We start from the raw sequence: 13273 nt of genomic DNA on the forward strand, positions 1-13273 counted from the left end.
AGCTAATAATAGATTTAGGTTGATCTATAGGAAAAGGAAATCCTAAAAAAAGGAGATGGAAGAATGAATAGACGCAGGGTAGTTGTGACAGGCATTGGAGCGGTAACACCACTCGGGAATGATGCTGAAACAACTTGGAAAGGCATTATCGAAGGCAAATCAGGAGTCGGGCCGCTTACCCGCTTAAATGCTGATGAATATCCGGCGAAGGTAGCGGCAGAAGTCAAGGATTTTAATGCGGAAACCTTTATTGACAAAAAAGATGCAAGAAAAATGGATCGTTTTACGCATTATGCAGTAGCCAGTGCATTAATGGCTGTAAAGGATGCGAACTTAACAATAAATGAAGAAAACTCCCACCGTGTCGGAGTTTGGATTGGCTCCGGTATCGGCGGCATGGAAACTTTTGAAAATCAATTCGAGATGTTCCAAAAAAGAGGATACAAGCGGGTCAGCCCGTTCTTTGTACCGATGATGATTCCTGACATGGCCACGGGCCAGGTTTCCATCACACTTGGTGCAAGAGGTTTTAATTCCTGTACCGTTACCGCTTGTGCGACAGGGACAAATTCTATTGGGGATGCATTTAAAGTCATTCAACGCGGGGATGCGGATGTCATGGTAACAGGTGGTGCAGAGGCTCCGATTACGAGAATGGCGGTAGCAGGCTTCTGTGCGAATACAGCTTTATCGACAAACCCAGATCCAAAAACAGCCAGCCGTCCATTTGATAAAAACCGTGACGGCTTCGTGATTGGCGAGGGTGCAGGAATCGTAATTCTGGAAGAGTTAGAGCATGCGCTCTCCCGCGGAGCAAAAATATATGCAGAGATTGTCGGTTACGGAGCAACTGGAGATGCCTATCATATCACTGCTCCGGCGCCAGGAGGAGAAGGCGGTGCCCGGGCAATGAAAATGGCAATCGAAGATGCCGGGTTGAGACCTGAGGATATCGACTATATCAACGCTCACGGAACAAGTACTGAATATAACGACAAATTTGAAACAATGGCTGTTAAAGATGTTTTTGGAGATTATGCCTATAAGGTAGCCATGAGTTCAACAAAATCGATGACGGGACATTTACTTGGCGCAGCAGGGGCGGTAGAAGCGATTATTACCGTTAGGGCTATTCAGGAGAGCATTCTTCCGCCTACAATGAATTATGTGACACCAGATCCGGAATGTGACTTGGATTATGTTGTCAATGAAGCAAGACCAAAAGAAATCAACGTTGCCATGAGCAACTCATTAGGATTCGGCGGTCATAACGCAACCATAGTCTTTAAAAAATTTCAATAATACGAAATGGGGACCAAGAATATCTTGGTCTCGATTCTTTTTATGTTACATCGCCTAGACAACCGAGAACCACCCCTAAAAAGCCATCATAAACTATAAATTAGAATGAACACTTAAATGGGGTGCAATAATGGGGATCATCAGAACTGATCAATGGCTTGAAAAAGATTTTGATCGTCCAATAAAAATCTGTGAACGGCTGCTCCCATATTTTAAGGGGCAAAAAGCCAGTGAAATATATAATCAGCTGCAAAACTTTGGAATGTACCGTCCATCTTGGAAATCCCGAAATAATTTCAGTGAAATGAAGGAATACAACGCCTGGGACAGGGTGGAAGAATTGTTCAATATCTATGTAAAGAAATGGTCAGGACCGAATATACCCATTTTCCTTTTTCCATTAAATGAAAGGGGAGGGTTATTTATTAGGAGAGATGAGAGACGGAAGGCAGGCGTATCTTTCCCTGATAAGATGTTCCTTTTTCTTTCCAGCTACGACGATTTAAAAGAAGTTGAGGCCCTATTTGTACATGAATATCATCATGTCTGCCGGCTTCGTGCACTTAATAAAAATTTTAAAGAATACACCCTTTTGGACTCCCTAATCATTGAGGGCCTTGCCGAATATGCTGTTTATAAACATTGTGGCAAGGAATATTTAGCAAACTGGTGCCGTATGTATACAGATAGGGAAATCTATTATTTTTGGGATCGGTATATAAAAAATCAGCTAGATATAAGTAAAAATCAAAAACTCCATGATGAACTTTTATATGGCGGGGGAAGATTTCCGCAGCTGCTCGGATATGCTGCAGGATATAATATTATCCGAAAATTCTACGAGCAACAAAATTATTCTACGAAACTAAGTTTTACTCAGCCCGCTTCAAAATATTTAAAAGAGAATACTGGTTTTTCCAGGTAGAGCCTGATTTTTCGGGCTTTTTCATTTTTAGTGAATTTTGAATTTACTAAGTTGGCATAAAAGTCTTGCAATTGTAATAATTCTGTAATAAAATTCTATTTAAATATAACTAATTAACAGAATAATACAAAAAAGTAAGAAGGTGTAGCATGAGCGCAAATAAATTATCACTCAAAGAGGCACCATTGCTAGAAGTAAAAAATTTAGAAACAGCCTTCGATATTGACGGGACTTTCCATAATGCTGTCGATAATGTTTCATTTAGTGTTAAACCGAGGCAAATTGTCGGGGTTGTCGGTGAATCAGGCTGCGGTAAATCTGTCATGAGTTTGTCGGTCATGCAGCTGCTTCCTAAAGGAATAGGGAAAATCAATGCCGGTGAAATCATTTTTGATGGAATAAATCTTGAAAAAATGAATGAAGCACAAATTAATAAAATTCGCGGAAAAGATATTTCAATGATCTTCCAAGAACCAATGACCTCTCTAAACCCTGTTTTCACAATAGGATATCAGCTTGAAGAGGTTTTTTTTAACCATACGAAAATATCAAAAAGGGAAGCTAGGCAGAAATCTATTGCGTTGTTGAAAAGCGTAGGAATCTCCCGTCCGGAAAAAATCGTTGAAGAATATCCGCATCAATTGTCAGGCGGTATGAGACAACGGGTTATGATTGCAATTGCGATTGCCTGCCAGCCAAAATTGTTAATTGCTGATGAGCCGACTACAGCCCTTGATGTGACGGTTCAGGCACAAATACTCGAATTATTAAAAAGTATTCAGGAAGTAAATGATATGTCCGTTATTTTAATTACCCATGATTTGGGTGTTGTTGCCGAGATGTGTGACGAAGTCATCGTTATGTATGCGGGCAAAATCGTTGAACGTACTGATGTTGAAACATTGTTTTATAATTCAAAACATCCTTATACGACTTTACTTTTGGGAGCGGTTCCAAAAATGGAACAAGAGGAAGAAAGACTTAGCTCTATTCAGGGAATCGTACCTTCTTTAACCAATATGCCTAAGGTCGGCTGCCGGTTTGCGAACCGCTGTCCAAAGGCGATGCCAGAATGTCTGGCAACAACCCCAATTCTCGCTGAATCTGATTTTGGCCACGAAGTTGCCTGCCTGCTCTATGAAACAAGTAAACCAAGAGACGGGGTGAGGTAATGAGAACCACTTCTGTACATAACAACCATGAAGCAATTTCCTCTCAATCTGAAACACTATTACAAATTCAAAATCTAAAAACCTATTATCCTGTAAAAGGTGGTTTTTTTAAGCGGACTGTCGGTCATGTCAAAGCGGTTGATAATATTTCCTTTGAGATTAAAAAGGGGGAAACGCTAGGACTTGTAGGGGAATCTGGCTGTGGAAAATCCACGGCGGGCAGGACCATTTTAAGGCTGCTAAAACCAACGGAAGGCAGTATTCTGTTTGACGGAAAAGACATTACGAAAATTTCTGGAAAACATTTACGGGAAATCCGCCAAGATATGCAGATGGTATTCCAAGACCCCTACGCCTCTTTGAACCCGATGCAAATGGTAGGTGATATTATTGCCGAACCAATTTATAACTTTCACAAAAAAAGCAAATCTGAATTAAAAAATGAAGTAATGGATTTGTTAGAAAAGGTAGGCTTGCCGCAAGATGCCTATTATAAATATGCGCATGAATTTTCTGGCGGACAGCGCCAGCGGATTGGAATTGCCAGAGCCCTTGCGCTGCGGCCGAAATTGATAATAGCGGATGAACCGGTGTCTGCTTTAGACGTATCCGTACAATCTCAAGTATTAAATCTATTAAAGGATTTACAGGAAGAATTTGACCTGACTTTTCTTTTTATTGCTCACGATTTAAGTGTTGTCAAACATATGAGTGACCGTATTGGGGTTATGTATTTAGGGAATATGGTAGAGATTTCCGATAAAAAAAGCCTTTATGCCGAACCCTTGCATCCATATACCCAGGCGTTAATTTCCGCGATACCAAATCCGGACCCGCGGCATAAAAAGGAGCGGATCATTTTAACCGGCGATGTGCCAAGCCCAATCAATCCTCCTGCAGGCTGTCCATTCCATCCTCGCTGCCCAAAGGCAATGGAGGAATGTTCTAAAAGTAAACCTGTATTAAAGGAGGTGAAGCCTTCTCACCGAGTAGCTTGCCACCTTTATTAGTAGTAGAAAAGCGGAAGCCCCTAGGCGCTGAAGCTGGACAACTACCGAAGCAGCAAAAATTTTATTAGGGGGGAAACAAATGAGGAAGAGAAGTATGCTCTGGCTTGCAGCTTTAATGCTCGTGTTATCAGTATTTTTAGCAGCATGCTCCGGCGGTGAAAAAGCCGGCACTAAGAAAGAAGAAAACGGGGGGAAATCTGGTGAATCCGCGGATAAACCTCAAGATGGCGGTACATTAGTATATGCGCTTGATTCATCTCCAAAAGGAGTATTTAACTATTCCTTCTATGGCGATGCAGTCGATGCTCAAGTAATCGATCTTTTTGACGAAAATTTAATTGACTATGATGCGCAATTAAAAGCACAGCCGCATATTGCTTCTTGGAAAACGTCCGATAACAAAGTATTTGATTTTGAAATTAAAAAGGGTGTTAAATGGCACAATGGTGACGAACTTTCAGTGAAGGACTGGGAATTCGCACTATACACAATCGCTAACAAAGATTATGAAGGTCCTCGTTTCGATAACGTTAGAAATATCGTAGGCGCTCAGGATTTCCATGATGGAAAAACTGACAAAATCGAAGGTATTAAAGTCGTTGACGATTATCATATCCAAATCACTTTTGACAAAGCACGCGTAAACAACCTGGATAATCTTTGGACATATCCAATGAACCGTACTGCTTTTAAAGGTGTAGCAGTTAAAGATATGATGAGCGCTGAAACAGTCCGCACTAAGCCAGTAGGTCTTGGACCATTTAAAGTAACAAAAATTGTTCCAGGTGAGTCCGTTGAAATGGAACGATTTGATGATTACTTTGGCGGCAAACCGCATATTGAAAAGTTAGTTGTAAAAGTAATCGACCCATCTCTATCTGTTGGAGAACTTAAAAACGGTACACTTGACATGACTTCATTCCACCCAAGCATTATCGATCAAGTAAAAGCGCTTGATAATGTAAATACCATCACTTACCCAGGTGTAAGCTTCTACTATGTTGGTTTCCGCTTAGGTACTTGGGATGGTGAAAAGAACATCATGAATGAACCGAAATACCAAGAAAAGAAGCTTCGTGAAGCGATGTACTACGCGATTAACCGTGAAGAGTGGGTTAAAGCGTTCTTCTTCGGTGTAGGTAAGCCGGTTAACCGGCCAATTCCAACTAACCACTGGATTTCAGCACCAAATGATCAATTAGAGCAATACAAATATGATCCGAAGAAAGCAAAAGCATTGTTAGATGAAGCAGGATATAAGGATGTAAACGGAGATGGCTTCCGTGAAGATCCAAACGGTAAGGAATTTGTTGTGAACTTCTCTCACTATGCAACACAAAACCCAACATTTGAAGCACGTGCGAAAGCAATGGGACAATATTGGGAAGCAGTTGGCTTAAAGACAAAGGTTTCTATGGTTGACTTCAACCTTTACTATGATCAACTTGAAAAAGCGGATAAGTCCATGGAGGTATTCTTCGGCGGCTGGTCAACTGGCGCTGATCCAGACCCAACTCCACTTTGGGGATCAAAAGCTATTTGGAACTACCCTCGCTGGGTAAATGAAGAAAGCGATAAATTATTGGATCAAGCCCTTGATATTAATGTTGTTGGTACTGATAACAACAAACGGAAAGATCTATATGTCCAATGGCAAAAGCTATTCATGAAGGACCTTCCAGTTTTACCGATTGCTGAACTTGAAGAAACAATGGCAGTCAGCAAGCGGGTAAATGGGGTTAAATTTGATGTGTCTGGTATGAACCGTCCAAATGAATGGTGGATTAAGCAATAATAACAGCAGATTAACAGCAATAAACTATGTTAAATGCCTTAAACTTTTGAAAATGAAAACCTTTTGATTTATTAATGGGATGAGTCAACAGAGGAAGACTGAAGAATCCTCCGATGACTCTCCCAGTTTAATCGAAGGGTTATTCCAACAATGTATTTACCATCGTTATAGACAAGGAGAATGCACATGCTGAAGTACTCATTTCGAAGAATTTTGGGCATGATTCCAATGTTATTCCTCATCTCCATCGTCGTTTTTACTTTAGCAAAATTAATGCCGGGTGACGGCATCAGTGGAGAAATCGACCCACGGAATACTGATCCTCAATATATCGCTGAGATGAGGGAAAAGTTGGGCTATAATGATCCGATGCCTCAGCAATATTTACGCTGGATCGAAAATTTTGTACAAGGGGATTTTGGCAAGTCAACGCGCTTTAAAATTCCTGTGGCAGATGTTATATCCGAACGCCTTCCTAATACTCTTATGCTAGGTATTACATCCATACTAATAACTTATATTCTCGCATTTTTTATGGGATCATATGCAGGTCGAAAACCGTATACATTTGGAGATAATCTAATAGGGGGGTTAAACTATTTAGGTTTATCCATTCCATCGTTTATCGCAGGTGTATTTGCGATATACTTATTTTCCTTTACTTTAGGATGGTTTCCTTCTAATGGATCAGTTGATATTGGAGTTACCGATGGAACATTGGAATATTGGATAAGCCGTCTTCATCATGTATTTTTACCAGCCATTGTACTAGGTTTATTAAGTACAGCTAGTTATACACAATTCTTACGGAACGATATTATCGAAAACAGCCGTAAGGATTTTGTTCGGACGGCACGCGCTAAAGGGACGCCTGAAAGAAAAATTTATAATGTTCATATTTTAAGGAATTCGATTATTCCTTTGATTACCTTTTTGGGATTTGACCTTGTTGCGATTATTAGCGGTGCTATCATTACGGAAACAATTTTTACATATCCGGGTCTTGGACAGCTATTCCTGCAATCAGTTGGAACAAGGGATTATCCAGTTTTAATGACATTGACCATGTTGTTCTCATTTTTAACACTGATCGGCAACCTTGTGGCTGATGTCTTATACGGTGTAGTAGATCCGAGAATCAGGTTGGATTAGGGGGGAGAAAGATGCAAATCGTTACAAAAAAGGATACCAATATATCGGCAGTACCCCCGAAAAAGAGCTTATCCCCATGGGCAATCGCAAGAAAAAAATTCGTTCAGAATAAACTCGCAATGATTAGTTTCATTTTTTTAGTTATTGTTGCGATTATCTCCTTTTTGGCTCCTTATATCACGACGGCGGATATAACCAGGGTAAATATTGGAGAAATGTCGTTAGAGCCTTCGAGTAAACACTGGCTTGGAACGGATAAATCAGGCCGGGATGTGTTTACAAGACTGCTTTATGGCGGAAGGATTTCGCTATTGGTTGGATTAAGCTGTACGCTTTTTGTTATTTTTATTGGGACTTTGATTGGCTCTGTAGCAGGATATTTTGGCGGAGCCGTTGATAATCTGTTAATGAGATTTACTGATTTTATCTTAAACTTTCCGTTCTTGGTTTTTGTCATTGTTATTAATGCCATTTTCTTTGGAAAAGTAAGTGGATTATGGGTTTTAATTGCGGTTATCAGTCTTCTTTACTGGGGGGGGATTGCCCGGATTGTCCGCAGTAAGATTCTTGCAGAAAAAGAAAACGAGTATATCATTGCCGCAATTTCCATCGGGTGTTCACCAGCAAAGGTAATTGTTAAACATTTGTTGCCTAACGTTTTGTCAACAATAATTGTTCAGGCAACAATCACATTTGCCTCGATGATTGTCATTGAATCCGCATTGAGTTACCTAGGATTTGGTGTTCCTCAAGAAACGCCGAGCTGGGGAAATATGCTGAACTCTGCAAATGAACCTGATGTTCTTCAATTTAAGCTCTGGATATGGATGCCGCCGGCATTCATCATTACCATGACCATTCTATCCATCAACTTTATCGGTGAAGGCCTAAAAGACGCTTTCAATCCTAAATCAAGAAGATAGAAATCTGCCATCCAAACATGGTAGATTTTTTTTATTCTATAATAAACTTTTCGAAATGCCTTATTAAAAAATAGGCTGTTTAACAAGTTCGTTGATTTGCGCTCCACTAAGGAAAGCTTCCTTGAATATTCATCGCAGGGACAGGCTGCACTTTGCCTGTCCCGAGGCGCTTCGCTTTCCGCGGGAAGCTTCAGGACCTCCCCGCGGAAAGCGAGTGCACGGGGCGGAAGTCAACAGGCCCAATAGCATAGACAAATTTTTAATATCATCGCTTCAAACAACAAGTTATCCAATGCTTTATAGGACAAAATTCCCGTTAATATGAAAGGAACGGAGCAAAATGTATATTAAGGAATAATTTAACTGCTGCCTGCCCATACTGATTGACAAACAGTTTCTTGAAGTGAGGGATTATACAATGTTATATCTTCATGATGTATGGGTGAATTGGTTTGAAGGAGAAGAAAACGGTTATAATGTCTGCCACTTCCACGAATGGCGCAAGGATGACGGAGTTGAGCTGCTTGACCAAGTACCGCTGCTAAAAGTGGAGCCAATTCTTTTTAACTATATCGAAAATGATTTATCTGAATTGCCACAGCAGCTTCTAGATGATATTTTTCAAAAAGCATACTTGCGAAAAAACCATGAACGGATCCAATTGGATTACTGCTTTGTGGTAACTGATGGGGTAGGAATTCTTGCTGTTGATACGATTGGCTATAATATTCCGATTCGAAAAAGCCGGTTAATACCTAGACAGGAACAGCTTGTGTATGAAATGATCAGCAATCATGAACCAAAAGAATATGTATTTTATAATCAGCCGAGTAAAAAGAACTTCCATATTCTTTCACCAGAGCCTACGTTAATGCTGGGCTTGACAAGAAAAGAACGGCAGATAAAGCAGCTTCTGTTTATGGCTTTAGATCAGTTGTTTTCATCGAATAATGAAGCTGAGATTCGGTATTGGTTTACTGAATGGTGCCCAGAACGCTACCAAACAATCCAAGAACTAAATTTTGCTGATGCCTGGGAACAGCTTTATGATGAAATCAAATTTGGCTGGTCGAAAAAACATGAAATCTTTTGTGAAAATTTAATAAAGGGACAGCCATTTTTTGAGAAGCTTTGGGAAATGGAACACGGTCCAAAGGTAAACTAAAAGCCTGACCCAAAAGGAATATATTAATTCCTTTTGTGGTTCAGGCTTTTTTTGCTAATAGGAAAGTATAAATTCAACTACGCCTCAGTCTTCGTCCTTTCTGACTTGCCAAGGTGCGTGGTTTCATTTATTAGCTATTTGTGTTTTCTTCCAAGTCCCATTGCATTTTCCATCTTCTTTAAGGTTTTTCTAGCAATTTTATTTGCTTTCTCCGCACCAAGGTCTAGTATTTCATCTAATTCATTTGATTCCATTAATTCATGGTATTTATCTTGGATTGGTTTAAATGCATTAATAACAACATTGGCCAAATCACCCTTGAAGTCTCCATAACCTTTTCCGTGGTACATCTCTTCAAGTTCAATAATAGTCTTATTTCCTAAGATAGAGTATATGGATAAAAGATTTGAAATACCTGGTTTATTTTCTTTATCATACTTAACAATTCCTTCTGAATCGGTCACAGCACTTTTAATTTTCTTTTCAATTTGTTTTGGGTCATCAAGCAATGCAAGAAATGCTTTTTGATTCGGATCAGACTTGCTCATTTTCTTTGTCGGGTCCTGCAGGGACATAATACGGGCACCGACCTCCGGAATGCGGACTTCTGGTATCGTGAGTATTTCTCTATATTTTTTATTAAATCTTTCTGCAAGATCACGAGTAAGCTCTAAATGTTGTTTTTGGTCTTCTCCTACTGGAACAAGGTCAGCATTATACAATAAAATATCTGCGGCCATTAATGGCGGATAGGTTAATAAACTAGCAGATACAGCCTCTTTACCTGCTGATTTATCCTTAAATTGGGTCATTCTCTCTAGTTCTCCGATATATGACACACATTGCATCAACCATCCGGCTTGAGCATGGGCGGGAACTTCTGATTGGATAAACAAAGTCGCTTTTTCCGGATCGATTCCGACTGCAATATATAAGGCAGCCAAGCTGCGGATGTTCTTTCTTAGAGTTGCGGGATCTTGCGGGACAGTTATTGCATGCTGGTCGACAATGCAGAAGTAGCAATTATATTCATTCTGCAGGTCCACGAACTGCTTAAGTGCACCAATATAGTTACCAAGTGTGATTGTTCCACTTGGCTGAATTCCTGAAAATATTGTCTTCATATATAATAGTCCTCCTAAACAAATATATATAAAAAGCCATTCATCCCCAAAGATAGGGACGAATGGCTCGCGGTACCACCCTAATTACTCAAAAAAATGAGTCACTTTAAACCCCTTTAACGCGGGGAACGTCTACTCCTACTTTTCCTTTTATAAGGCTCAGAAAGAAGCTCCAAAGTCCATTCCGTATTTCTTTGTGTTTGTTTCCACCACCCACAAACTCTCTAAAACAAAGGACGATACGTACTACTCTTTTTCAATGCTTATTTTGCAGTTATTTAATTATTTCCATTATAAATGATTTACATATTTCATTTCAAGTCAGTAAAACATAATAAACAACAAGGGCAATGACCATAAAAAGGCCATTTATAATTGCATAAAAAAAGAAGGGGTTTTTATTAATCGTGACAAGTTCTGATAAACCGGGAACATCCTCGAATCTCCTCTTATTAGTCCTAAATGATAGTGTAAAGTTGAAGGACTTGAAAATCGCATCATAAAAACCACTTTGAATGGTAAAAATGAGCAAAAAAGAAAGGAGAAGAGCAAATGAGATATAAAAAGATATATTGATATAGCTAACAATAGATATTTCACCATAAAAAATAAAGGATAAAATGAAAATGGAAAGTTGTGTAAACGCTACCAAAAATACACTCTTTTTAGGGAAAAATTTCACTTTTATTCCTCCGAAACGTTGAATTTGTAAGGTTTTATAACGTGAAAAACCTTAATAAATATAAATTATAACATAGTTGTTTGTAATTCATATGTAAGAATTGTCTCGGAAATGTAAATTAATTTTCAAAAAGTAATGTACAAGAGAATGAAAATATGTATAATAGAGAATGTAGTAATTTTTCAGAATAATAGAAAAGGGAGGTCTACTAGTGAAGAAATCAAAACTTTCACTACTTTTAGTATTATCGCTAGTGCTTAGCATGTTCCTGGCAGCATGTTCCGGCGGCGATAAGAAAGACACAAGCTCTAAAGATGGTAAAAGCACTGGTGATACAGAGCAATTAGCAGCCAAACAAGAACTAAATGTTTTGGAGTCTGCTGAAATTCCGTCTATGGACAGCGTAATGTCTCAAGACACATTAAGTTTTACAACTCTAAATGCAACAAACGAAGGTCTATATCGTTTAGATCCAGATCAAAAAGTTATTCCTGGTGTTGCTGACGGCGAGCCAGCCTATAATGATGACAAATCTGTTATCACAATCAAATTGAAAAAAGATGTTAAGTGGTCTAACGGTGACCCTGTTACTGCCAATGACTTCGTATTTGCATGGAGACGTGCAATCGACCCTAGAGTAGCTGCTCCATATGGTGCTTACTTCATGGAAGGTAAAATCAAAGGCGCTAGTGAAATAGTTGAAAAGGGCGATAAAGTAACTGATGCAGATTTAGAAACTTTAGGGATTAAAGCTCTAGATGATAATACACTTGAGATCACTTTAGTAAGAGCTCTTCCTTATATCGAATCATACTTAACATTCCCATTATTCTACCCACAAAACGAAAAGTATGTTACAGCACAAGGCGCTGACTATGCAAAAGATGCTGATCACATTCTTTACAATGGTCCATTTAAAATGACGAAGTGGGCTGGGCCAACTGGAACTGAATGGGTATTAGAAAAGAATGCGGATTACTGGAATGCAAAAGAAGTTACTCTAGAAAAGATCAACTTCAACGTTTCTAAAGATCCACAAGCATCTGCAAACGCATATACTGCTGGTGAAGCTGATATTACGCCAAAACTTGCACAAGCTGCGATCCTTTCACAATTTGAAGGAGCAGATGATTTACTTCGTTACCAAGAACCATCTATCTGGTGGTTAAAAATGAATGAAAAGAACCCAGCATTGAAAAATGTTAACATCCGTAAAGCTATTGCACTTTCAGTGGATAAAAAGGCTTTAGTTGAAGATGTATTAGCAAATGGTTCAATCGCTGCAGACTTCCTTGTTCCAAAAGGTTTCTCTTTCGACGAAAATAATAAAGATTTCCGTGAAACAACTGGAACTTACCTAAAAACTAACAAAGAAAAAGCAGCAGAACTTTGGAAAAAAGGACTTGAAGAAACAGGTCTAAAAGAAGTGAACTTTACTTATGTTGGTCAAGATACAGAAACTTCAAAAGTAACTGATGCTTTTATCAAAGACCAATTAGAAAAGAACTTACCAGGATTAAAGATTACAATTGAAGCAGTACCATTCAAAATCCGTATTGCTCGTGAAGATGCTGAAGATTATGATTTATTAATGGGTGGTTGGGGACCAGACTATGCTGACCCAATGACATACATGGATCTATGGGTTACTGGCGGCGGCCAAAACCACATGAGCTACGGCAACCCTGAATTTGATAAATTAATCAAATCAGCTAGCGAAGAATTAGTTGCTAAGCCGCAAGACCGCTGGAAAGCACTTCAAGATGCAGAGAAAATCTTGTTAGAGGATGATGCAGCAATTGCACCACTTTACCAACGTTCTGTTAACATCTTGATTAATCCAAAAGTCAAAGGCTTTGCACACCATGCATTTGGTCCTGACTATAGTTACCAATGGATTAAAATCTTAGATAAGTAACTATAACTAATCAAATAAAAAGAGAGTATATTGGCAAAATATACTCTCTTTTTACCTGTGTGAGAATTGTCGTAAAAAGTCGAAAATTTAATTAATTAGGAGGTG

General features: G+C 39.1%; 10 protein-coding genes and 1 other annotated feature. Of the genes, 9 read left to right on the forward strand and 1 reads right to left on the reverse strand.

Going from position 1 to position 13273, the window contains the following annotated elements:
- Positions 1-63: 63 nt before the first annotated feature.
- From fabF to ACZ5AE_RS08305, 8 genes are all read left to right on the forward strand, one after another.
- Positions 64-1302, forward strand: coding sequence for a beta-ketoacyl-ACP synthase II (gene fabF / locus ACZ5AE_RS08270; RefSeq protein WP_464571216.1), 1239 nt, complete (start codon positions 64-66; stop codon positions 1300-1302).
- Positions 1303-1432: 130 nt separating this feature from the next.
- Positions 1433-2227, forward strand: a complete 795-nt coding sequence (locus tag ACZ5AE_RS08275) for a DUF2268 domain-containing putative Zn-dependent protease (RefSeq protein ID WP_464571218.1) — start codon at positions 1433-1435, stop codon at positions 2225-2227.
- Between the two features lie 149 nt (positions 2228-2376).
- Positions 2377-3399 carry an ABC transporter ATP-binding protein gene (locus tag ACZ5AE_RS08280; protein ID WP_464571220.1) on the forward strand — a complete coding sequence of 341 codons (1023 nt, stop codon included), beginning with the start codon at positions 2377-2379 and terminating at the stop codon, positions 3397-3399.
- Entirely contained in the window at positions 3399-4409 is a 1011-nt protein-coding gene (locus ACZ5AE_RS08285; RefSeq protein WP_464571222.1) for an ABC transporter ATP-binding protein, read from the forward strand. The genes ACZ5AE_RS08280 and ACZ5AE_RS08285 overlap by 1 nt, the downstream gene beginning before the upstream one ends.
- Before the next feature lie 79 nt (positions 4410-4488).
- A complete protein-coding gene (opp4A, locus tag ACZ5AE_RS08290) occupies positions 4489-6204 on the forward strand; it encodes an oligopeptide ABC transporter substrate-binding protein (protein WP_464571224.1) in 1716 nt (571 codons plus the stop codon).
- A gap of 186 nt (positions 6205-6390) precedes the next feature.
- Positions 6391-7356, forward strand: a complete 966-nt coding sequence (gene opp4B / locus ACZ5AE_RS08295) for an oligopeptide ABC transporter permease (protein WP_464571226.1) — start codon at positions 6391-6393, stop codon at positions 7354-7356.
- 11 nt (positions 7357-7367) lie between these two features.
- Complete coding sequence (gene opp4C, locus ACZ5AE_RS08300; protein WP_464571228.1) at positions 7368-8279, forward strand: oligopeptide ABC transporter permease; 912 nt, start codon at positions 7368-7370, stop codon at positions 8277-8279.
- Between the two features lie 418 nt (positions 8280-8697).
- On the forward strand, positions 8698-9444 hold the full coding sequence (locus ACZ5AE_RS08305) for a DUF3603 family protein (RefSeq protein ID WP_464571230.1): 747 nt from the start codon (positions 8698-8700) through the stop codon (positions 9442-9444).
- A 134-nt stretch (positions 9445-9578) separates the two neighbouring features.
- Here ACZ5AE_RS08305 and trpS read toward each other — a convergent pair whose 3' ends face one another.
- Entirely contained in the window at positions 9579-10568 is a 990-nt protein-coding gene (gene trpS / locus ACZ5AE_RS08310) for a tryptophan--tRNA ligase (protein ID WP_464571232.1), read from the reverse strand.
- A gap of 51 nt (positions 10569-10619) precedes the next feature.
- Positions 10620-10837, reverse strand: a binding site (T-box leader).
- A gap of 624 nt (positions 10838-11461) precedes the next feature.
- Here trpS and ACZ5AE_RS08315 point away from each other — a divergent pair.
- On the forward strand, positions 11462-13168 hold the full coding sequence (locus tag ACZ5AE_RS08315) for a peptide ABC transporter substrate-binding protein (protein ID WP_464571234.1): 1707 nt from the start codon (positions 11462-11464) through the stop codon (positions 13166-13168).
- Positions 13169-13273 lie beyond the last annotated feature (105 nt).

The organism is Neobacillus sp. S1227, from assembly GCF_055385255.1.